At 53.0% G+C, this 22277-nt stretch carries 25 protein-coding genes and 1 tRNA gene; 14 read left to right on the top strand and 12 right to left on the bottom strand.

All coding sequences use genetic code 11. The features are described from left to right. Positions 1–65 precede the first annotated feature (65 nt). From R9X49_RS13445 to R9X49_RS13425, 5 genes are all read left to right on the top strand, one after another. Complete coding sequence (locus R9X49_RS13445) at positions 66–371, top strand: DUF883 family protein (protein ID WP_005971326.1); 306 nt, start codon at positions 66–68, stop codon at positions 369–371. Positions 372–384: 13 nt separating this feature from the next. After that, positions 385–780 carry a phage holin family protein gene (locus R9X49_RS13440; protein ID WP_012773229.1) on the top strand — a complete coding sequence of 132 codons (396 nt, stop codon included), beginning with the start codon at positions 385–387 and terminating at the stop codon, positions 778–780. Further along, a complete protein-coding gene (locus tag R9X49_RS13435; protein WP_319848885.1) occupies positions 777–1067 on the top strand; it encodes a YqjK-like family protein in 291 nt (96 codons plus the stop codon). Before R9X49_RS13440 ends, R9X49_RS13435 begins: the two co-directional genes overlap by 4 nt. Positions 1068–1339: 272 nt before the next feature. Beyond that, on the top strand, positions 1340–1735 hold the full coding sequence (locus R9X49_RS13430; protein ID WP_010298854.1) for a DoxX family protein: 396 nt from the start codon (positions 1340–1342) through the stop codon (positions 1733–1735). A gap of 108 nt (positions 1736–1843) precedes the next feature. Next, positions 1844–2839 (top strand): glutathione S-transferase family protein, encoded by a 996-nt coding sequence (locus R9X49_RS13425; RefSeq protein WP_319848883.1) that lies wholly within the window; start codon positions 1844–1846, stop codon positions 2837–2839. A gap of 70 nt (positions 2840–2909) precedes the next feature. Here the strand turns inward: R9X49_RS13425 and R9X49_RS13420 are convergent, their stop codons facing one another. Beyond that, positions 2910–3806: a LysR family transcriptional regulator gene (locus R9X49_RS13420; protein ID WP_039352134.1), complete on the bottom strand. Its 897-nt coding sequence runs from the start codon at positions 3804–3806 to the stop codon at positions 2910–2912. A 113-nt stretch (positions 3807–3919) separates the two neighbouring features. Between R9X49_RS13420 and R9X49_RS13415 the strand changes: the two genes are divergently transcribed. Next, positions 3920–4618, top strand: a complete 699-nt coding sequence (locus R9X49_RS13415) for a pirin family protein (RefSeq protein ID WP_319848882.1) — start codon at positions 3920–3922, stop codon at positions 4616–4618. Between the two features lie 121 nt (positions 4619–4739). Continuing rightward, the gene (gene zur, locus R9X49_RS13410) at positions 4740–5249 is read left to right on the top strand and encodes a zinc uptake transcriptional repressor Zur (RefSeq protein WP_319848881.1); all 510 of its coding nucleotides are present in this window, start codon (positions 4740–4742) and stop codon (positions 5247–5249) included. A gap of 63 nt (positions 5250–5312) precedes the next feature. Here zur and R9X49_RS13405 read toward each other — a convergent pair whose 3' ends face one another. The 3 genes from R9X49_RS13405 to R9X49_RS13395 all read right to left on the bottom strand — a co-directional run bounded on the left by R9X49_RS13405 (position 5313) and on the right by R9X49_RS13395 (position 7105). After that, a complete protein-coding gene (locus tag R9X49_RS13405; RefSeq protein ID WP_010298839.1) occupies positions 5313–5522 on the bottom strand; it encodes a CsbD family protein in 210 nt (69 codons plus the stop codon). A 498-nt stretch (positions 5523–6020) separates the two neighbouring features. After that, on the bottom strand, positions 6021–6629 hold the full coding sequence (lexA, locus tag R9X49_RS13400) for a transcriptional repressor LexA (RefSeq protein WP_010282910.1): 609 nt from the start codon (positions 6627–6629) through the stop codon (positions 6021–6023). A gap of 110 nt (positions 6630–6739) precedes the next feature. Then, entirely contained in the window at positions 6740–7105 is a 366-nt protein-coding gene (locus R9X49_RS13395; protein ID WP_319848880.1) for a diacylglycerol kinase, read from the bottom strand. A gap of 127 nt (positions 7106–7232) precedes the next feature. Here R9X49_RS13395 and plsB point away from each other — a divergent pair, with 127 nt between their 5' ends. Then, the gene (plsB, locus tag R9X49_RS13390; RefSeq protein ID WP_319848879.1) at positions 7233–9701 is read left to right on the top strand and encodes a glycerol-3-phosphate 1-O-acyltransferase PlsB; all 2469 of its coding nucleotides are present in this window, start codon (positions 7233–7235) and stop codon (positions 9699–9701) included. A gap of 131 nt (positions 9702–9832) precedes the next feature. On the opposite strand, the gene ubiA is transcribed toward plsB, so the two are convergent. From ubiA to R9X49_RS13365, 5 genes are all read right to left on the bottom strand, one after another. Continuing rightward, positions 9833–10696 carry a 4-hydroxybenzoate octaprenyltransferase gene (gene ubiA, locus R9X49_RS13385; RefSeq protein WP_319848876.1) on the bottom strand — a complete coding sequence of 288 codons (864 nt, stop codon included), beginning with the start codon at positions 10694–10696 and terminating at the stop codon, positions 9833–9835. Between the two features lie 34 nt (positions 10697–10730). Further along, positions 10731–11240 carry a chorismate lyase gene (ubiC, locus tag R9X49_RS13380; protein ID WP_319848874.1) on the bottom strand — a complete coding sequence of 170 codons (510 nt, stop codon included), beginning with the start codon at positions 11238–11240 and terminating at the stop codon, positions 10731–10733. Between the two features lie 398 nt (positions 11241–11638). Beyond that, positions 11639–13285 (bottom strand): chaperonin GroEL, encoded by a 1647-nt coding sequence (groL, locus tag R9X49_RS13375; protein WP_012773217.1) that lies wholly within the window; start codon positions 13283–13285, stop codon positions 11639–11641. A 45-nt stretch (positions 13286–13330) separates the two neighbouring features. Beyond that, positions 13331–13624 carry a co-chaperone GroES gene (locus R9X49_RS13370; RefSeq protein ID WP_005971295.1) on the bottom strand — a complete coding sequence of 98 codons (294 nt, stop codon included), beginning with the start codon at positions 13622–13624 and terminating at the stop codon, positions 13331–13333. A 231-nt stretch (positions 13625–13855) separates the two neighbouring features. Further along, positions 13856–14329: an FxsA family protein gene (locus tag R9X49_RS13365; RefSeq protein WP_012773216.1), complete on the bottom strand. Its 474-nt coding sequence runs from the start codon at positions 14327–14329 to the stop codon at positions 13856–13858. A 528-nt stretch (positions 14330–14857) separates the two neighbouring features. Between R9X49_RS13365 and aspA the strand changes: the two genes are divergently transcribed. From aspA to R9X49_RS13335, 6 genes are all read left to right on the top strand, one after another. Then, positions 14858–16297, top strand: coding sequence for an aspartate ammonia-lyase (aspA, locus tag R9X49_RS13360; protein ID WP_319848873.1), 1440 nt, complete (start codon positions 14858–14860; stop codon positions 16295–16297). Between the two features lie 122 nt (positions 16298–16419). Beyond that, entirely contained in the window at positions 16420–17721 is a 1302-nt protein-coding gene (locus R9X49_RS13355) for an anaerobic C4-dicarboxylate transporter (RefSeq protein WP_319848872.1), read from the top strand. Positions 17722–17870: 149 nt separating this feature from the next. Further along, positions 17871–18203, top strand: a complete 333-nt coding sequence (cutA, locus tag R9X49_RS13350) for a divalent cation tolerance protein CutA (protein WP_319848871.1) — start codon at positions 17871–17873, stop codon at positions 18201–18203. After that, entirely contained in the window at positions 18179–19909 is a 1731-nt protein-coding gene (locus R9X49_RS13345) for a protein-disulfide reductase DsbD (RefSeq protein ID WP_319848870.1), read from the top strand. The genes cutA and R9X49_RS13345 overlap by 25 nt, the downstream gene beginning before the upstream one ends. Positions 19910–20072: 163 nt before the next feature. Continuing rightward, entirely contained in the window at positions 20073–20648 is a 576-nt protein-coding gene (locus tag R9X49_RS13340) for a transcriptional regulator (RefSeq protein ID WP_319848869.1), read from the top strand. Positions 20649–20774: 126 nt separating this feature from the next. Next, positions 20775–20850 (top strand) — tRNA-Phe (locus tag R9X49_RS13335). A 400-nt stretch (positions 20851–21250) separates the two neighbouring features. On the opposite strand, the gene R9X49_RS13330 is transcribed toward R9X49_RS13335, so the two are convergent. From R9X49_RS13330 to R9X49_RS13320, 3 genes are read right to left on the bottom strand one after another with little or no spacing between them, the layout of a single operon-like run. Beyond that, positions 21251–21460: a helix-turn-helix transcriptional regulator gene (locus R9X49_RS13330; protein ID WP_319848868.1), complete on the bottom strand. Its 210-nt coding sequence runs from the start codon at positions 21458–21460 to the stop codon at positions 21251–21253. Next, a complete protein-coding gene (locus R9X49_RS13325) occupies positions 21457–21918 on the bottom strand; it encodes a hypothetical protein (RefSeq protein ID WP_319848867.1) in 462 nt (153 codons plus the stop codon). The genes R9X49_RS13330 and R9X49_RS13325 overlap by 4 nt, the downstream gene beginning before the upstream one ends. After that, on the bottom strand, positions 21882–22055 hold the full coding sequence (locus R9X49_RS13320) for an ash family protein (protein ID WP_072012970.1): 174 nt from the start codon (positions 22053–22055) through the stop codon (positions 21882–21884). Before R9X49_RS13320 ends, R9X49_RS13325 begins: the two co-directional genes overlap by 37 nt. Positions 22056–22277 lie beyond the last annotated feature (222 nt).

Raw genomic sequence — 22277 nt, 5'->3', positions numbered from 1 at the left:
GGCGGCATAAATTTCAGCTTCAGCTATAGTTAACGTTCAGGTTTATAACACGAAGGGTTATTAATATGGCTAAAGATCAAAATTCTGAATACCTACGCGCCGAATTGAAATCACTGGCGGATACGCTGGAAGAAGTATTAAGCACCTCCAGCGATAAATCTAAAGCGGAACTCGACAAACTGCGCAATAAAGCAGAGAGCGCGCTGAAAGAAACCCGTAGCCGTCTGAGCGATACCGGTGAGCGCATCGCCTCCCAAACCAAAGAAGCGGTTGAATCTGCGGACGACTATGTACGTCAGAACCCGTGGACCGGTGTCGGTATTGGTGCTGCTGTCGGCGTCGTGCTTGGCGTCCTGTTGTCTCGTCGCTAATTAGCGGATCGTTATGACGGATAAATCACAACAAGGCCCCGCAAGCGGGGTCATGGCTTCTGCTCAGCGCATCATCTCCATTATTGTCAGCATGGTGGAAAGCCGTGTCCGACTCGCCGTAATTGAATTAGAGGAAGAAAAAACCAATCTGATTCAGTTGCTGATGATGGTCGGTCTGACGCTGATTTTCGCCACTTTTGGCATTATGAGCCTGATTGCGCTCATCATCTGGGGCATCGACCCGCAATATCGTCTCTTTGCGCTGGGGTGTATCACCGCCACATTGCTTGGGCTAGCGCTGATAGGCGGCGTCTGGACGCTGCTGAAGGTACGTCGTTCCACCCTGCTCAAAGCCACACGTAAGGAGCTGGCGACTGACAGATCGCTGTTGGAGGAAGATCCCAAATGAGCCAGCGTCAACAGCGAGACAGAGAAAAAGCCCAGCTACTGCGCCAGATACAGCAGCAGCGGCTGGATTTATCGGCAGGTAAGAAACACTGGCTGGACACCACCGCCCGTTACGATCGCGGCTGGCAAAGTCTTATGCAGTGGCGTAAATACTGGATCGTTGGCTCCAGCCTCGTGGCGCTCTATGGCGTGCGCCACCCCAGTCGTATGATTCGCTGGGGACGCCGCCTCGTTGGGCTGTGGGGAACATTCAGGCTCGTTCGCAAAACGTTTGATCCACGTCCGTAATCCTTCCTATCGCATCGGCGCTCTGCCTTTCCTGTACGGCATTTTTCATCTCACTTTTGCCCAACGCGCTCACGTCATGGCGGCGCGTTCTTGTAACTTAACCAAACATCAATTTTTCTGAAATAAAACAACAATTATACTCGCTGGCAGCGTAAATCATCTCTCTATACTATCTGCCCATAACCTGATGGCGGGCCAAGTTTTCAGACAACACCTGCTACAACAAACACAACAGGGCGATATAGCCCACAACAAAATCAATTGGAGAGATGATGAAAAATTTAGAAAGCACTGCACTGCTGGTTGCACGTATCTTAATGCCGATTCTGTTTATCGTTGCAGGTTACGGTAAGCTGGGTGATGCCTACGCAGGCACACAACAATATATGCAGGCGATGGGCGTACCGACCTTCCTGCTGCCGCTGACGATTCTGCTGGAACTGGGTGGTGGTCTGGCGGTGCTGTTCGGTCTGCTGACGCGTACCGTTGCACTGTTCACCGCGGGCTTTACGCTGCTGACCGCACTGATTTTCCACTCTAACTTTGCGGAAGGCATGAACCAACTGATGTTCATGAAAAACCTGACCATCGCTGGTGGCTACCTCCTGCTGGCTGTAACAGGTCCTGGCGCATTCAGCATCGACCGCCTGCTGGGCAAAAAGTGGTAAGACAAGCCTTGTCCGGCCTGTACTACACTTAATAGTCGAATAACGAATTAGACGGCAAGCATACCAGGCTTGCCGTCGTCTTATCATCACTCACTAACGGGAGGATTTATGGGACAACTGGTTGACGGCGTATGGCACGATACCTGGTATGAAACCAAATCTACCGGCGGTCACTTTAAGCGTTCAGAATCCGCATTCCGCAACTGGGTAACGCCCGATGGCGCACCCGGCCTCACCGGCAAAGGCGGCTTTCCCGCCCAATCCGGTCGTTATCATCTCTATGTTTCGCTCGCCTGTCCGTGGGCACACCGCACGCTGCTCATGCGGCAGTTGAAGGGATTAGAAGATCATATCGCGGTTTCGGTGGTTCATCCGCTCATGCTCGATCACGGCTGGACGTTCGGTACCGATTTTGAGGGCGCGACGGGTGATTCGCTCTATCAGCACGAATTCCTCTACCAACTCTACCTGCACGCCAAACCGGACTACAGCGGTCGGGTGACCGTGCCCGTCCTGTGGGACACCGAGCAGCACACCATCGTCAGTAACGAATCCGCCGATATCATCCGTATGCTGAACAGCGCTTTTGACGGCGTAGGAGCCACGGCGGGAGATTACTATCCAGAAGCGCTACGCACTCAGATTGATGAATTGAACGGCTGGATTTACGACAAGGTCAACAACGGCGTTTACAAAGCCGGTTTTGCAACGAGTCAGTCAGCCTATGATGAATCCGCGACGACCGTTTTCGCCGCGTTATCCGATCTGGAAGCCATACTGGCAAAACAGCGCTATCTCACCGGTGAGCAGTTAACCGAAGCCGATCTGCGGCTGTGGACGACGCTGATCCGTTTCGATCCGGTCTATCACACGCATTTTAAATGCGATAAATATCGTCTGAGTGATTATCCAAACCTGTTCGGTTTTCTGCGTGATATTTATCAGATGCCCGGCATCGCCGATACCGTCGATATGGCACACATTCGTCACCACTACTATCGTAGCCACGGCACCATTAATCCGCATGGCGTGATTTCGCTGGGTCCAGAGCAGGATCTGAACCAGCCTCATCAGCGTGATAAGACGTTTGTCAGTTTATACTGAGGCGTTTGTCGATTAGTAATGAAGTGCACGGCAAGGTGTGGCCCACACCTTGCCGCAAAAAGCGCGGGATTTAGGGCTGGTTCAGCAACTTCGGAATTTCACGCAGGAACCAGGATTTCGCCTCGCCCATGCTGTCTCGCCGCCATGCCATAATAATCTGGCTTTCCATCTGATGCTCCGGACCAATCACCAGTAAACGCCCTTCGGCAATATCTTGTGCAACCATTGGATAAGGCATGGTCGCAACACCTAATCCCGCCAGCAGCGCACGCCGCTTATCATCCAGCGAGCTCACCGTCAGACGCTGCTGTTTATCCAACAGTTGCACGGTCAGAACCGGGCGCTCACGCGCCGTGTCCGCCACCGCAATTCCACGGTATTTCACCCGGGTCGCATCCGACAGCGGTTCAGGTTCCTGATGAATCGGGTGCTCTGGGCTGGCGACATAGACGTTATTCATCGTGTACAGCTTGCGGGTATTCATTTCTGAAGAGGCGCGAAAATGCATGTCCGGCGCAATCACGATATCGGCACGCCCTTGCTCAAGACGCTCCCACGCACCCGCCAGCACTTCCGTCAGAATCGACACCTGCGTATTCGCTTTGAGCGCCAGCTTATCGATTAAGGGAAAAAGTCGCTGAGTCGGAATAAGCGCTTCCGTCACAATCGTCAGGTGCGTTTCCCAGCCGCGTGCCAGTGCTTCCGCATCCGTAGTGAGCTTATCCGCGGCTTCCAGCAGGATACGCCCACGTTCCAGTAGCATGCGCCCGACATTCGTGAATTTAGTACGATGTCCGGAACGATCGAACAACACCACATCCAACTCTTCTTCCAGTTTCTGCATGGTATAGCTCAGCGCCGAAGGCACTCTACCCAGTTCGTCTGCCGCAGCGGCAAAGCTGCCACGACGATCGATCGCATCCATAACCCTCAAGGCTTCCAGCGTCAATGCTCGTTCTTTCGCCATCTTCGTACTCATTCAGGAATTTTGAATATACCCACCAGATTAACTAGCTAACAATCCAACGTCCACACAATTACTATCGGTTTAAGAAATAATTATCTGGGGGGATAAAGATTATGATCACACGAAGAGCAGCGGGGCAATGCGGCCAGGCCGACTATGGCTGGTTGCAGGCACGCTATACATTCTCTTTTGGTCACTATTTTGACCCACAGCTGCTGGGCTACGCCTCTCTGCGCGTGCTCAATCAGGAAGTATTGGCGCCGGGGGCATCATTCCAGCCGCGAACCTACCCACGGGTTGATATCCTGAATATTATTCTTCAGGGTGAGGCAGAATACCGCGACAGCAACGGTTGCCACATTCAGGCCAAAGCCGGAGATGTGCTGTTGCTCGCCACTCAGCCAAACGTCAGCTATAGCGAACATAATACCAACGCCAGTAAGCCACTGACGAGGCTGCAACTATGGCTGAACGCCTGCCAGACCCGAGAGAACAGCCCGTTACAGCGCATGGAATTAGATCCATCAAGCCATACTCTGCTTGCCTCGCCGGAAGGTGAACAGACCAGCCTGCAACTACGCCAGCAGGTTTGGATCCATCATGTCGATCTCCAGCAGAATGAGCAAAGCACGATCGCACTACAGGGCAATCAGGCATACCTCCAGTTGATCCACGGTTCAATGGTGGTAAAAGGCGGTCAGCACAGTGAAGCCCTACACTGCGGCGACGGTGCCTTTATTAAAGAAGAAGCAGCGTTGACGCTACAGGCAGAAGCACCTTTGCGAGCGCTGCTCATCGACCTGGTCGTGTAGCGTTCTGTCCGTTGTTTTTACAGGAAGTGGTTTTTGCAGGAAAACGCCGCCAGTTCGGCGTTTTTATTCAGTCGTGGTAAGATATCCGTCTTGTTCCTCAATGCGTCAGGGTGATATGACAATGGATTCAACCAAACAGGACAAACTTCTTGCCCAGGCTGAACAGATTTGTCAGCAGCGCGCTGTGCGTCTCACGCCGCAGCGGTTAGAGGTTTTACGCCTAATGGCACAGCAGTCCGGTGCTATCAGCGCTTATGACCTGCTGGATCTGCTGCGCGTTTCCGAACCTCAGGCGAAACCGCCGACCGTCTATCGCGCACTGGATTTTCTGCTGGAACAAGGCTTCATTCATCGCGTCGAGTCAAACAACAGCTACGTGCTGTGTCACCATATCGAAGACCACAGCCATACGTCAGCTCTGTTCATCTGCGATCGCTGCGGACAGGTTACAGAACGTCAAACCGAAGGTGTAGAAGAAACGCTGCGTAGTCTGGCACAGCAGTCAGGATTTACGCTACGCCACAGCGTTGTGGAAGCTCACGGGCTGTGTGGTGGCTGTCAGGAAGTGGCATCGTGCAATCAGCCGGATCATTGCGATCACGACCATACGGTTCCGATTAAAAAGCGTTAATCTCTATTAAAAAACGATAGCCCCGAGGGCTATCGTCCTTTCAGCGAAGAGCTATCGCGTTCACTACCAGTGATATTTGTGGTGCTCTTCCCAGTGCTTCACTTCTTTCTCTGCCGCTTCTTTTGCGTACCCGTAACGCTCCTGGATTCTCCCTACCAGTTGGTCACGCTTACCTTCGATGACCGTCAGATCGTCATCCGTTAATTTACCCCATTGCTCTTTCGCTTTACCTTTAAACTGTTTCCAGTTACCGCTGGCTTGGTCTTTATTCATAAGAATCTCCATACCTTAGGTGTATTGCGCATAAATGAATCATGACTACCGACGTAGGCGTCAGTGTCAGATAAATCGGTCTATTCAGTAAGCAGCGTCATCATGGTGTGAACCATCACGGTGTTCTTCGCCACTGTCTCCCTTGACTGCCGGGCTAACCTAAATGTGATGGCTGGTAATCAATCACCAAACGACCAAATCAAGATTAAAATGCTTACCTTGATAAAAATTATAGCCGAATATTTCACTTAAAATGAAAAACCAGGAATCAGTAACTGGGCAAGACGTTAAGAAAGAGAAAATCACCGCAAAAGCAGAGGAAAAACAGGTGGTAAGAGGAATCGCAGAAAACGCACGCTAAATGTAACGAAATATATACAGCCAGCAGATTAACACACGGGGGCAACCCACACATAAAGTGACTAGCACATGAAGCAATTAACACAAAGAGGATGATGCACTGACTCAAACAGACGAGCAGTGCATCTCGGTGAATCGTTAGCTCCAGTCACTGTTACGAATGACGCCAACCGCTAAGCCTTCTATCGAAAAGCTTTGTTGACGCAGGTCGACAACAATGGGGGCAAACTCTTCGTTTTCCGCGAGAAGATGCACTGTATTGCCCTGCTTTTTCAGGCGCTTCACCGTCACTTCATCATCAATACGTGCGACGACAATCTGACCGTTGCGTACATCTTCTGTTTTATGCACGGCCAGTAAATCGCCATCCATAATACCAATATCTTTCATCGACATACCGCTCACCCGCAGCAAAAAGTCAGCGCTGGGTTTGAACATGGCTGGGTCAACCTGATAGTGACATTCGATATGTTCCTGCGCCAGCAGAGGCTCACCTGCAGCCACGCGACCAACCAGAGGAATACCCGTCTCTTCTTCCATCAGCAGACGAATACCGCGAGAAGCACCCGATACAATTTCAATCACACCTTTACGCGCCAGCGCTTTCAGATGTTCTTCAGCCGCATTGGGAGAGCGAAACCCCAGCTGTTGAGCAATTTCCGCGCGCGTTGGCGGCATTCCGGTCTGCGCAATATGATCGCGGATCAGGTCATAAACCTGCTGCTGCCTTGCTGTTAATACTTTCATTCCGCCCCCTGGTTGTTTATACAGTCTTGCTGTGAGTATATACAGGTAAGCCACAATTGGGAATGGAGATATCGGCAAAGCCTCTGACTTTTATTCATTTATGCGTACCGTCAGGCAAAATGTTGCCAGAGGATGCTGCCCCACACGACAGCGGCTAACACGATGGCAACAAAAACAGCCGCCGAGCCGATATCTTTCGCCCTTCCGGATAATTCGTGATGCTCAGGGCCAATACGATCGACAACTGCTTCAATCGCGCTATTAGCCAACTCAAAAAGCATAATCAATACGACAGACCCGATCAGCAGCAGTTTTTCGACCAGCGTAACTGGCAGCAAACACGCAATAATCACGCCGACAATCGTCAGTATTGTTTCCTGACGAAACGCCGCCTCATGCTGCCACGCCTGCTTTAGCCCCTTAAGGGAATAACCGGTCGCCTTAATAATCCGGGTCATCCCCGTTGCTTTATTCATTTATCCTCCATTATTTACGCAAAATAGTTCGCATTTTAACGCACCTACGTTGTCTCATCACCACAGATCTCCGGCGCAGTTTCTGGTATCCTTGCGGCGCATTGCTAACAAGAGGCTCCAAGTTGTTATGTCAGGTTGGCGTAAAATTTACTATAAACTATTGAATCTCCCACTAAAACTGCTGGTTAAAAGCAAAGTTATTCCCGCAGATCCCGTGGTCGAGCTAGGGTTAGATCCCTCACGTCCTATACTCTATGTTCTGCCTTATAACTCTCAGGCAGATCTCTTGACGCTACGTGCGAAGTGCCTGGCATTGGGGTTACCCGATCCCTCGCAGTCGTTCGAATTCAACGGCGTCGAACTCCCCAGCCACGTCTTTATTAATGACGGGCCGCGCGTCTTTCGCTATTACGTTCCCAAGCAGAAATCCGTCAAGCTGTTCCACGACTATCTGGATTTGCATCGCGCTAATCCAGATTTAGACGTACAGATGGTGCCGGTTTCTGTAATGTTTGGGCGTTCTCCGGGTCGGGAAAGCCACGCTCAGGCCGCACCACACCTGCGCTTGCTCAACGGCATTGAGAAATTCTTCGCCGTCCTGTGGCTAGGCCGAGACAGCTTTGTCCGCTTCTCCAGCCCGGTGTCGCTGCGCTATATGGCGACCGAACATGGTACTGACAAAACCATAGCCCACAAACTGGCGCGCGTCGCGCGTATGCACTTCTCCCGCCAGCGTTTGGCGGCGGTTGGCCCGCGTTTGCCGGTACGTCAGGAGCTGTTTAATAAGCTGCTGGATTCCAAAGCAATCAAGAAAGCCGTAGACGATGAGGCGCGCAGTAAGAAGATTTCTACTGAGAAAGCGCAGCAGAACGCGATTGCGCTGATGGAAGAAATCGCCGCCGACTTCTCCTACGAAGCCGTGCGTCTGTCGGATCGCGTCTTAAGCTGGACGTGGAACCGCCTTTATCAAGGGATCAACGTCCATAACGCCGAACGCGTTCGTCAGTTGGCGCAGGATGGTCACGGCATTGTCTATGTGCCCTGCCACCGCAGCCATATGGACTATTTGCTGCTGTCCTATGTCCTGTACCATCAGGGCTTAGTGCCGCCGCACATCGCCGCCGGTATCAACCTGAATTTCTGGCCGGCAGGCCCGATCTTCCGCCGTCTTGGCGCTTTCTTTATTCGCCGTACCTTCAAAGGCAACAAGCTGTATTCCACGATTTTCCGTGAATATCTGGGTGAACTGTTTGCCCGCGGCTATTCGGTGGAATACTTCATGGAAGGCGGGCGTTCGCGCACGGGTCGTCTGTTGGAACCCAAAACCGGTACACTGGCCATGACCATTCAGGCCATGCTCAGAGGCGGTACGCGTCCTATCACGCTGGTGCCGATTTATGTCGGCTACGAGCATGTGATGGAAGTCGGCACCTATGCGAAAGAGCTGCGCGGTGCGGTGAAGGAAAAAGAAGGCTTTATGCAGATGGTGCGCGGTTTGCGCAAACTGCGTAATCTCGGCCAGGGGTATGTGAACTTTGGCGAACCGCTCCCGCTGACAACCTACCTGAACCAGCATGTTCCGCAATGGCGTGACGCGATTGATCCTATTGAAGCACAGCGCCCAAGCTGGCTAACGCCGACGGTGCAGGATATCTCTATGGATATCATGGTGCGCATCAATAATTCTGCGGCAGCAAACGCAATGAACCTGTGTTCTACAGCCTTGCTGGCATCGCGCCAGCGCTCACTGACACGCGAGCAAATGCAAGAACAGCTGGATTGCTATCTGCAACTGCTGCGCCAGGTTCCTTACCACAAAGATATTACGGTTCCGAAAAAGACAGCGGATGAACTGTTGGAACATGCGCTGAGCATGAACAAGTTCGAAGTCGAGAAGGACAGCATTGGCGATATCATCATTCTGCCGCGCGAGCAGGCCGTTCTGATGACGTACTATCGCAATAACATCCAGCATCTGTTGGTCTTACCGTCGCTGATCGCCAGCATCGTCATCCACCACCGCCGGATTACGCTTGCCGAAGTCGTGCGACAGATCGCGCTGATTTATCCGCTGCTGCAATCCGAGCTGTTCCTGCATTATTCCAAAGAGCAGTTACCGGGCGTGCTGGAAACGTTGGCTAACGAACTGATTCAACAGCAACTGCTGTGCAGCCGTGACGGTGAACTGGCTATCAACCCGCCACGTATCCGTACGCTGCAATTGCTGTCAGCTGGCGTGCGTGAAACGCTGCAACGCTATGCGATTACGCTGTCGTTGCTGTGTGCGAATCCGGAAATCAACCGCGGAACGCTGGAGAAGGAAAGCCGGAACATGGCACAACGCCTGTCCGTCCTGCACGGTATCAACGCTCCAGAGTTCTTTGATAAAGCTGTGTTCTCAACGCTGGTCGCTACCTTACGGACAGAAGGGTATATCACCGACAGCGCGGAAGCTGCGCAAGGCGATATCGTGGCGATCTACAACATTCTCGGCGATCTGATCACCCCGGAAGTTCGGTTGACCATTGAAAGCGCCAGCTCATCTACTGAAATGGAAGCCGATAGTCAGGCAGTGGAAGAGACGATGCAGGAGTAGCCAGCGGGAAATGGCGGACGACACGCCGCCATCAAACCGCAGGCGCGTTTAGCATGACAAACACATCTGAATGTTCCGCCATAAAAAAAGCAGCGAGAAATCGCTGCTTTTTTTATCTCTGATGCTCAAGCTTACAGGCCAAACAGCACACCGATAAATATCGCCATTCCTGCGTATTTATTATTGTGGAACGCCTTAAAACAGGCATCGCGCTCGCGACCGGCAGTGAGTATTTGCTGATAGACAAACATCCCAGCCGCCACCAGCAGCGAAATGTAATAGGAGGTTCCCAATCCGCTGATCTTTCCTAAAATCAGCAGCAGCGCCAGCATGCTAAACTGCAATAACCCGATGATAATATTGTCAAAGCGGCCAAATAATATCGCGGTGGATTTCACACCGATCTTCAGGTCATCATCGCGGTCTACCATCGCATATTGGGTATCGTAGGCGACCGTCCAGCAGATATACGCCAAAAACATCATCCAGCAGGTCACCGGCAGGCTTTCACTCACCGCGGCATACGCCATCGGGATTGACCAGCCAAATGCCGCACCCAGCACAAACTGAGGAAGATGGCTGACCCGTTTCATAAACGGATAGACCCATGCCAGCCCCAGCCCCGCAACGGACAGCCAGATCGTCATCTTATTCAGCGTCAGCACCAGGCCGAACGCCAGCAAGACCAGCACGACAAACAGCACTTTGGCAGCTTGCTCGCTCACCTCACCGCTGGGCAACGGGCGAGAAGCGGTACGTTTTACATGGCCGTCAAAATGTCGATCGGCATAGTCATTGATGACGCAGCCCGCCGCACGCATCAAGAAAACGCCAGCGACAAACACAAAGAGCGTCCACGGCGCAGGCACTCCCCCTCCCGCCAGCCACAGCGCCCATAGCGTTGGCCACAGCAGCAGCAGAGAACCTATCGGTTTATCAATTCGCATCAAGCGACAATAAGCCAGCCATTTCCCTGCTGTAACACTTCTTTCCAAGGATTTATCTCCTCAAATTACCTGCCAACCTTCATCACCGGCTGAAATAAATCGGTGATTCCGGTAAGAAAAGCTCAGTCAACAGTAACGGAAAACCGGAGACACACAGGCGGGAACGCCGCGCCCATAAGCCTTCACAGCATCCGGTATGGATATAGTCACGCGTCAGCGATTTTTGCTCAAATAGATAACGCCCCAACGGCTGATTACCGATTTTCGTCAGGGCTGAATCCGTTCCGTCGAGCGTCTGTTGTGGAACAATGGTGCGGCCAAACAGCCAAGGACGTTCGTCACCATACAGCACCACTTCACGCAGCCAGTAGCGCTCACTATACGGCAGCTGTTCGCGTTCTTCGCCCAGCGCCTGTGGCGTAATGAACCTCTCACTGCACAGCGTGGTCTTCAATTGGGCACAATATTTTTCAAGTCGCCGCGTCATGGAGCCGGTTTCCATCAGCCAGTCACCAATGTGCTCAGGTAATACCGAAGGGGGCTCAGTAAACCAGGAAATAGAGCGCAGAAGCGTAGACGCATCGTCAGACATTATCCCTACTCCAAACAGGGTTACTTCGTAGATAAAAGTATTCGCAAATAACGCATTCGTAAATAAAGTAACGCCCCTATTGTAGCGCAGAATGCTTCCCCGATAACACGCTATAAACGCATTCATCAACGATACGGCAACATTTCAGCAATGCGGCGGATGCGTAACATCCATAACGATGCCGCTTTACTCACTCATCAGGCGATCCAGCGGGAAATCAGCAAACGCACAACGCTTACCTCAATAATTCATTGAATTGATTAAACAGAAATGAGGCGCATAAAAAAAGCACCACCCGGTATCGTGACCGGATAGTGCTCTTGGAAGGACAGAAAGACGAACTTCTGTAACCTGACTCCTGTCACCAGAAAATGGCTTCCGGTGACAATGGCGTCACATTACATCATGCCGCCCATACCACCCATGCCGCCCATACCGCCAGCAGCACCTAAATCAGGCGCATCGCTTTTCGGCAGGTCGGTTACCATACATTCGGTGGTGATCATCAGACCTGCAACAGAAGCCGCGTATTGCAGCGCAGAACGGGTTACCTTGGTTGGATCCAGGATACCGAAGTCGATCATGTTGCCGTATTCTTCCGTTGCCGCGTTGTAACCGTAGTTACCTTCGCCCGCTTTAACGGTGTTGGCAACCACAGATGGCTCTTCACCAGCGTTGGAAACGATCTGACGCAGTGGCGCTTCCATCGCGCGCAGCGCCACTTTGATACCCACGTTCTGATCTTCGTTCTGAGCAGTCAGAGAAGCCAGTTTCGCTGCAACGCGAACCAGCGCCACACCACCACCAGCAACCACGCCTTCTTCTACCGCAGCGCGAGTCGCAGCCAGGGCATCTTCAACGCGTGCTTTCTTCTCTTTCATTTCAACTTCAGTTGCTGCGCCAACTTTGATAACGGCTACGCCGCCAGCCAGTTTAGCCACACGCTCTTGCAGTTTTTCACGATCGTAATCAGACGTTGCTTCTTCAACCTGTTGACGGATCTGAGCAACACGGCCCTGAATCGCAGCTTCTTCACCCGTACCATCGATGATGGTGGTGGTGTCTTTGTTGATCACAACGCGTTTTGCCTGACCCAGATCTTCCAGCGTCGCTTTTTCCAGCTCCAGACCGATCTCTTCAGAGATAACGGTACCGCCAGTCAGCGTCGCGATATCTTGCAGCATCGCTTTACGACGGTCGCCGAAGCCCGGTGCTTTCACCGCAGCGACTTTCACGATACCACGCATGGTGTTAACCACCAGCGTTGCCAGTGCTTCGCCTTCAACATCTTCAGCAACGATAACCAGCGGTTTGCCGGCTTTCGCTACAGCTTCCAGTACTGGCAGCATTTCGCGGATGTTGGAGATTTTTTTATCAGCCAGCAGGATGAATGGGCTTTCCAGTTCTACAGCACCCGTTTCCGGCTTGTTGATGAAGTAAGGAGACAGGTAGCCACGGTCGAACTGCATACCTTCAACCACGTCCAGCTCATCTTGCAGACCGGTACCTTCTTCAACGGTGATAACACCTTCTTTACCGACTTTGTCCATGGCTTCGGCAATCATTTTGCCTACGGTTTCGTCGGAGTTAGCAGAGATGGTACCAACCTGAGCAATAGCTTTAGAGTCAGAGCACGGTACAGACAGTGCTTTCAGCTCTTCAACAGCGGCGATAACGGCTTTATCGATACCGCGCTTCAGATCCATCGGGTTCATGCCCGCTGCAACAGCTTTCAGGCCTTCAGTGATGATAGCCTGCGCCAATACGGTTGCGGTCGTGGTGCCGTCGCCTGCTGCGTCATTCGCTTTAGAGGCAACTTCTTTCACCATCTGCGCGCCCATGTTCTCGAACTTGTCTTCCAGCTCGATTTCACGCGCAACAGATACGCCGTCTTTAGTAATGGTCGGTGCACCGAAGGATTTATCCAAAACTACGTTACGGCCTTTCGGGCCCAGGGTAACCTTCACTGCATCAGCCAGTACATTTACGCCGCGCAGCATTTTTACGCGAGCGTCATTACCGAATTTTACGTCTTTAGCTGCCATGGTGTATTTCCCTTAAATTCGTTCAGTTCAGATGATTACGCGCAATTACGCTTCAACAATTGCCAGAATGTCGCTTTCAGACATGATCAACACTTCTTCGTTATCGATCTTCTCTGCCTTCACGCCATAGCCATCATTGAAAATAACGATGTCGCCAACTTTCACATCCAGCGGCTTCACTTCGCCATTTTCTAGGATACGTCCGTGACCTACGGCCAGAACTTCACCGCGGGTAGATTTACCAGCAGCGGAACCAGTCAGTACGATACCGCCAGCAGATTTTGACTCGACTTCTTTGCGCTTGACGATCACGCGGTCATGCAATGGACGAATATTCATTGATAGCTCTCCTTTGAGAAAGTCCATATCGGTTTAGGATAAACGCCGACGATGTTTTGCTTATGCTTTTCATCATTGGCCTTGTGGTGTTCTAAGTGGGGACGTTTCACCGCCCTTCAAGGGAGAAAATTCATTTTTTTTGCGTTAGGCGGCCACTTGTCGCAAACAGCAGATAAAAAATAAGGATTATCAATATGATAATCCTTATCTGTTTTTCAGTTCATCGTGACGTTAACGGTCGTCACGATCGTCCCGATGTTCAATATTTGCGCTCCCGCCATCCTTGCGCTGGTATTCACCCTCAAAGGTGTTACCACCAGAGGACGACGACGCGCCGGAGCCGGAACGCCAGATATGTAGGTGAGGCATCAGTTTGAGCGTCAGGCTTTTTTGCACCGGTGGCAACAGAAGCAGTAGCCCCAGAAAGTCAGTCAGGAAACCCGGAATCAGGAGCAGAAAGCCTGCCAGCACCAGTGACACGCTTTTTACCATTTCAGCCGCCGGGCTTTCACCTGCTGCCATTTTCTGCTGCATCTGCACCAGCGTCTTCATCCCCTGATTTCGCACCAGTGAGACCCCCACGCAGGACGTGAAGACCACCAGCAGCAGGGTCATAGCGACGCCCAGCACCTCAGCCACCTGAATAAACAGCGATATCTCGATGTAAGCCAAAAGAAAAATAAGTAATAACGGTAACCAGCGCACCCGGTTCTCCTGTGTGTTTTACGCGTACTGTTTTAATAAAAACGTGTGTGAATAAGAACGTGTTAAGCCCATCGCGATTGAAAACCCAGTACGCGTTACTGCCCATCGACTTTACTACCAATGGATTAGGTAAAATGCGCGCCCTGCTCTGCGATCTGGCACATCATGAGTGACTTAAATGGGGACGGCCTTGCACATTTTCAATGCCGCCGCCCCACGAATATTGTTCTAAAATAGTGACTCGTGACTACAGTCACAGTTCATTTACTGTAGTGGTAGAGAACGCCAGTATAGTGATCTAAACACCTGTTTTTCGCTTTCATAACGACATATCCTCACGGCAATGGATACTTGGTTGGTCAAACATCCCGAGACTATTGCCGAGATAAGACGGTTTATCCAGGGTCACACTGTTTGCCTGAGAGAGCACGTTTTCTGAGATAACAGTTTCCCACGATAACGCCGCCCGACACACCAGCCCACAGCGTCTAGTTGCATCACTAGCCGCACAACAGGATAGGCACTCTCATGTCAGAAAACATCCGTATTGAAGAAGACCTGTTAGGCACCCGAGAAGTTCCCGCAGACGCGTATTATGGCGTTCATACGCTGCGCGCCGTCGAAAATTTCTATATCAGCAACAATAAAATCAGTGACATTCCCGAGTTCGTACGCGGCATGGTCATGGTGAAGAAAGCGGCGGCGTTGGCGAACAGAGAACTGCAAACTATCCCGAAAAAAATCGCCGACATCATCATCCGCGCCTGTGACGAAGTGCTGAATAACGGAAAATGCATGGATCAGTTTCCGGTAGATGTCTATCAGGGGGGCGCTGGCACGTCGGTCAATATGAATACCAACGAAGTATTAGCCAATATTGGTCTGGAACTGATGGGCCACCAGAAAGGCGAATACCAGTACCTGAATCCCAACGATCATCTGAACAAATGTCAGTCTACTAATGATGCCTACCCCACCGGATTTCGTATCGCGGTCTATGCGTCCGTCCTGAAGCTAACCGAGGCGATAGCGAAGTTGAGCGATGGCTTCGAGCGTAAAGCCAAAGAATTTGAAGACGTGCTGAAGATGGGTCGTACCCAGTTGCAGGACGCAGTGCCGATGACGCTCGGCCAGGAATTTCATGCGTTTAACGTGCTGTTGCAGGAAGAAATCAAAAACCTGCTGCGCACGTCGGAACTGCTGCTTGAAGTCAATCTGGGCGCGACCGCCATCGGTACGCGTCTGAACACGCCGGACGGCTATCAGCAACTGGCAGTGCAGCGTCTGGCAGAAGTCAGCGGCCTGCCGTGTGTGCCAGCGGAAGATTTGATCGAAGCCACGTCAGACTGTGGCGCCTATGTCATGGTGCACAGCTCGCTGAAGCGGCTGGCCGTGAAGCTGTCGAAAATCTGTAATGACCTGCGTTTGCTCTCTTCCGGCCCCCGTGCTGGTCTGAATGAAATCAACCTGCCAGAGCTACAGGCAGGTTCCTCAATCATGCCCGCCAAGGTTAACCCGGTCGTGCCGGAAGTCGTCAATCAGGTGTGCTTCAAGGTCATCGGTAACGACACCTGCGTCACGATGGCGTCAGAAGCCGGGCAATTACAGTTAAACGTGATGGAGCCAGTTATCGGTCAGGCGATGTTTGAATCGACCCACATTCTGACCAACGCCTGCTACAACCTGCTGGAGAAATGCGTCAACGGCATCTCCGCCAACAAGAGCGTCTGCGAAGCCTACGTCTTCAACTCCATCGGAATTGTGACGTACCTGAACCCGTTCATCGGCCACCACAACGGCGATATCGTCGGCAGAATCTGCGCGGAAACGGGAAAAAGCGTGCGTGAAGTCGTACTGGAGCGCGGCCTGCTGACCGAAGCCGAGCTGGATGACATTTTCTCCATCCAGAACCTGATGCATCCGGCGTACAAAGCCAAACGCTACACCGATGAAAACGAGCTTCCCTAACACCGACATCTAATTCCAACAGGCACGTCCGTTCACGAAGAACAGCGTGCCTTTATTTTTTGCCGTCTACGGCCATAAGAATAAGTTATGAATTTTTTATTATGTAATTAAGGAGCATAGTCATGCTTGGTCTTGAGTTGTTTATCGTTCTGCTCGCCATCTATTTGGGGGCACGACTGGGAGGCATCGGCATTGGTTTCGCCGGTGGCCTGGGAGTGCTTGTTCTTACGCTGGGGTTTCAGATAAAGCCCGGCGTCATCCCTTTTGATGTCATTGAAATTATCATGGCCGTTATCGCCGCCATCGCTGCGATGCAGGTGGCGGGCGGAATGGATTATCTGGTCAGTCTGGCGGAGAAACTGCTGCGTAAACACCCGAAATACGTCACCTTTCTCGCCCCGCTGGTCACCTACTTCATGACGATTCTGGCCGGGACTGGACACACCGCGTTTTCCACTCTGCCGGTTATCGCCGAAGTCGCCAAAGAGCAGGGTATTCGCCCTTCTCGTCCGCTCTCTATCGCCGTTGTCGCCTCGCAAATCGCCATTACCGCGTCGCCAATCTCGGCAGCGGTGGTGTTTGTCGCGGGTATTCTTGAGCCGCACGGCGTCAGCTATCTGCTGCTGTTAGGCATCTGCATTCCTACCACGCTGGCGGCAATCCTGCTGACGGCAATTGTGACCAACTTCTTAGGCAAAGAGCTGAAAGACGATCCGATTTATCAGGAACGTCTGAGAAAAGGCGAAACCACGCTGCGCGGTAATAGCCAGCATGAGATCAAACCGGGCGCCAAACTTTCCGTGATGCTATTTCTGATCGGCATCGTCGCTGTCGTACTGTATGCCACGGCGATCAGCGGTACGGTTGGGCTGATTCAGAATCCGGTTCTGCCGCGTAACGAAGCGATTGTGGTCTTTATGCTGACCATCGCCACGCTGATTTGCATCACCTGCAAAATCGACACCGCGCGCATCCTCTCTGCCAGCACGTTTAAGTCCGGCATGAGCGCCTGTATCTGCGTGATGGGCGTGGCCTGGCTGGGCGATACCTTTGTTAAAGCGCACATTTCCGATATTCAGGATACCGCAGGCGCGCTGCTGCAAAGCTACCCGTGGATGCTGGCCGTTGTGCTGTTCTTCGCCGCCACGCTGCTTTACTCTCAGGCGGCAACGGCGAAAGCACTGATGCCTGCGGCACTGCTGCTGGGCGTGTCTCCGGTCACGGCAGTGGCGTCTTTCGCGGCCGTTTCCGCCCTGTTCGTTCTGCCGACCTACCCGACTCTGTTGGCCGCCGTAGAGATGGACGACACCGGCTCAACGCGCATCGGCAAGTTTGTGTTTAACCACTCCTTCCTGATTCCCGGCGTGCTGGCGATTACGCTGTCGGTGATATTTGGCTTCATCCTCGGCAGCATCCTGATCTAACGATTGCCTTTTAGGCAGTCCCCTGCGGATCGGCTTAACTCGTCGATCCGCCTCATTCCCCCCGCGCAGTTCATTCCCTTCAAACAATAAAGCAAGGTATAGTGTGGCTCTGGTTGTCTGGAATTTGTTCATCTGACACGGAGGATGTGATGTCTGACCGCCCGCTTTGCGATGCTGTCGTCATATTGTGTACCGCACCTGACGACGCCTGCGCGCAACGGCTTGCCGACTCGCTGCTGGAAGCGCGGCTTGCCGCCTGCGTCACCCTGCTGCCCGGCGCACGTTCGCTCTACTACTGGGAAGGCAAGCTCGAACAGCAATCAGAAGTACAAATGCTGATAAAAAGCGATATCTCACATCAGCAAGCGCTGCTGACTCACCTGAAACAACAACACCCTTACGATACGCCGGAGCTGTTAGTCCTGCCGGTATCCGGGGGCGATAGCGATTATCTGACATGGCTCAACGCATCTTTACGCTGATTTTCCTGTTATGGACGGCTTTCGGCACCTCCAGTGTGGCCGCTTCTTCTTTCGGTCAGAAACTGTTTGGCAACAGCACGACATCACGCTTTCTGCCGGTCGATGGCGCTTTCGCCTTTGAGTTTCAGCAGCAGGATAACCAGCTCAACCTGCGCTGGGATATCCATCCCGATTACTACCTGTACCGCGCACAAATCAAGATCGAAGGAAACGGTGCCACGCTTGGCAATGTGGAGCTGCCGCAGGGCGAAAGCCATAACGACGAGTTCTTCGGTCAGGTATTTATCCTGCGGGATCGGCTGGCGCTAACGGTTCCGATTCAACAGGCCGACAACGGCGCGACGGTTAAAGTCACCTATCAGGGCTGCGCCGATGCCGGTTTCTGCTATCCGCCGGAAACGCGCGTCGTTCCTCTCAGCCAAGTGCTGGCTAACGCAGGCACGGATACCTCGAATACCACATCAGCCCAGACGGCACCGCCCCAGGCCACGCCGATGCCGTTCTCGCCGTGGTGGGCGCTGTTGATTGGTATCGGCGTTGCATTTACCCCTTGCGTCCTGCCGATGTACCCGCTAATTGCCAGCCTGGTGCTGGGCAGAAAAGAACAGCTGACGCCGCGCCGCACGCTGCTGCTATCGATGACCTACGTTCAGGGCATGGCGCTGACCTACACGCTGCTCGGGCTGGTTGTTGCCGCCGCCGGATTACGCTTTCAGGCGGCGCTCCAACATCCGTACATTCTGATTAGCCTGTCGGTGATGTTTGCCGTTCTGGCGCTGTCCATGTTTGGCCTGTATACGCTCCAGCTCCCGTCATCGGTGCAAACCCGACTGACAGAGTGGAGCAACCGTCAGCAAGGCGGCTCCGTCACCGGCGTATTCTGCATGGGCGCGCTGGCGGGGCTAATTTGTTCCCCCTGCACCACCGCCCCGCTCAGCGCTATCCTGCTTTACATTGCCCAGAGCGGCAACATGCTGGCAGGCGGCGGCACGCTTTATCTCTACGCGCTCGGGATGGGCTTACCGCTCATTCTGGTCACACTGTTCGGCAACAAACTACTGCCCCGCAGCGGCCCGTGGATGCAGTATGTTAAGGAAGCATTTGGCTTCATTATTCTGGCACTGCCCGTCTTCCTGCTGGAACGCATTCTGGGCGAAACGTGGGGAATGCGGCTGTGGAGCGCACTGGGTATCGCCTTCTTCGGCTGGGCGCTTATGCTGACGCTGCGCAGCAGCAAAGGCTGGATGCGAGGCGTACAGCTGCTGCTGCTGGCAGGTGTGGTGATCAGCGCCAAACCGCTGCAGGACTGGGTATTTCCTCCGGCTGGCGTGGCGCAAGCTCATACCTCAGCATTGAACTTCGCCCCTGTCGCCAATATTGCCGATCTCAACAGCGCGCTGGCAAAGAGCGCTCAGCCTGTTATGCTCGATCTTTACGCTGACTGGTGCGTAGCCTGCAAAGAGTTCGAGAAATACACGTTCAGCGACCCGGCGGTGCAAAACCATCTGTCGCGCATCACGCTGCTACAGGCGGACGTCACCGCTAACCGCGAAGAACAAAACGCGCTGCTGAAAAAGCTACAGGTTTTAGGGCTGCCGACCATCGTCTTTTTTGACGCTCAGGGGAAAGAAATCCCCGGCTCGCGCGTCACCGGTTTTATGAACGCTGAACAATTTCAGGCACATTTGCAGAAGTTCAGCCCATAAACGACGATATATACCCTAAATAATTCGAGTTTCAGGCAGGCGGCAATAGAAGGCATCCCGATGAGCTTACATCGGTAAGTGATTCGGGTGACTGAGCGAAGCCAACGCACATGCAACTTGAAGTATGACGGGTATACCTATATGTGCTTCTGGAGGAGACCTAATGCAACGGGAAGACGTTCTTGAACATGCGCTTACTCTGCTGGAGCAGCACGGATTTGCCATGACGACGCTGGATATGCTGGCGGAAAAACTGGGGATTCCGGTAGAGGAACTGACGCCATTCTGGCCGGATCGGGAGGCGCTGCTGTACGACGGCCTGCGCCACCATAGCCAACAGGTTGATACCTGGCGGCGTCAGCTTCTCTTGGACGACGAGAAAAGCATCGAGCAGAAGCTGCTGGCACGCTATCAGGTGCTGCATGAGTCGGTGAACAAACAGCGTTATCCGGGCTGCTTGTTTATTGCGGCGTGCAGCTTCTTCCCTGATATCAATCACCCTATCCACCAGATTGCGGAACAGCAGAAGCTGGCGTCTTATCAGTACACCCGCGACTTGCTGGAAGAGCTGGAAACCGACGATCCCGAAATGGTCGCGCAGCAGATGGAATTGATTCTGGAAGGCTGCCTGAGCAACCTGCTGGTCAAGCATCAGGCCGCCAGCATCGCCACTGCCCAGCGGCTGGCAGAAGATGTGTTACGCTTTGCGCTGTGCCGCAAAAACGGCGCACTCACCTGATTTCAGGCACAAAATGCGGTAAAGCCCGCATTTTGGCTGAAAAGTCGGCAGTCAGCAGGGTTTTGCGCGCTTTCGTTGATAAACCCGTTGACGCCGTGCGGCCAATACGGTTTAATGCGCCCCGTTGCCCGGATAGCTCAGTCGGTAGAGCAGAGGATTGAAAATCCTCGTGTCCTTGGTTCGATTCCGAGTCCGGGCACCACTATTCAGAGAACCCGCCCAAAAGGCGGGTTTTTGCTTTTGGGAGATTCGGACTCTCCATCGAACGTCGTTCGATTATTCGCCGCAAGCGGCTCACCCTTTCAGGGCCAGCGCGACAAGCACGCTGTTCAACGCCTCCGGCGTTTGTCCGAGTCCGGGCACCACTTATTCTTAACCCTCGCCTTTGGCGGGGGTTTTTCGTTTCTGGCGTATGGACTCTCCATCGAACACCGTTCGATTATTCGCCGTAAGCGACTCACCCTTTCAGGGCCAGCGCGACAAGCGCGCTGTTCAACGCCTCCGGCGTTTGTCCGAGTCCGGGCACCACTAATTCAGAGAACCCGCCCAAAAGGCGGGTTTTTGCTTTTGGGGAATCAAATTCCCCAGTGAACGGTATTCGGTTATTCACGATAACGTGACGGCCAGACGTGTTCAGGTGATGAACCCAACGCTTCCGCAATCAGCCGTTCGCCTTTAGGCCAGTGCCTTTTCAGCGCATTTGCCAACGTGGAAGAAGCCAGCCCGGCGTTACGTGAAACCGCCGACAGTGATGTTCCCCGCTTTTTCAGAGCCGCAATAATATCGGCGGGATGCCAGTCTTGCTCATTCATTCGGCCACCTCATCAATAAACGTCACGCCGTCTGCGGTGCGCACCCAGCGCGGTGCTTTCAGCCCAGCAGCAAAAGAGCGAACCAGTTCCCCCAGCAACACCGTTAACGGGTGTGAAATCCCCTGCGGCAGCACGTAACCCACCATCAGTTGAGCCAGTGCAAAGCTGTAATCACAGAGCAGTTCGGAATCGTGTTCAGCACAAGGAGAATCCGCAGGCAACGTATTCACGGTGAGGCGTTCGGTCAGATGTGGTGGAATGGGTTCATTCAGCGTCGGCCTCAGCAGTGCAAGACAAGCCGCCAGCCTGTCACATAGCGCCAGCTTTAACGCTGGGTCGTGGGTTTCCGTCAAGGTTTCGGCGAGGCGTTCGCAGTGATCGGCCAGCGTGATGAAATCCGTTTTGGCGCTAAAAGAAACGGTCAGTAATGGGTGAGTGTGGGTAGTGATCGTAGCCATAAGGCAGCCTCCAGTAAGTGATTATTTGAACCACCACCGAAGAGACCAATCTTCTGGTGGTGGAACCGGACGGAGTTGGTCTTACCGGCCTTACTGGACACCGGCGCACCTTGCGGTGCCTCCGCCCGGCCCACCATTGAGATGTAGCCGTGCGTACGACATAAAAAAAGACGCGAGCGCGTCCTATGCCGCCAGTAAGGTATATTTCAGGAGACCAATCCCGGCACCTGATTTTGCAGGTGCGGGTAAACGATAGCGCCATCGGCGATGCGCCGCAAGGGGTTTAAACCGACCGAATACCTTTGGCCTTACTTTCTCGGCTCAACCCATGGTTTATATTTTCAACAAGATGTCGATTT

The organism is Pectobacterium carotovorum, assembly GCF_033898505.1.
GTDB lineage: Bacteria > Pseudomonadota > Gammaproteobacteria > Enterobacterales > Enterobacteriaceae > Pectobacterium > Pectobacterium carotovorum_J.
The sequence above is the reverse complement of the archived record's forward strand: the minus strand, read 5'-3'. Positions and strand labels throughout refer to the sequence as shown.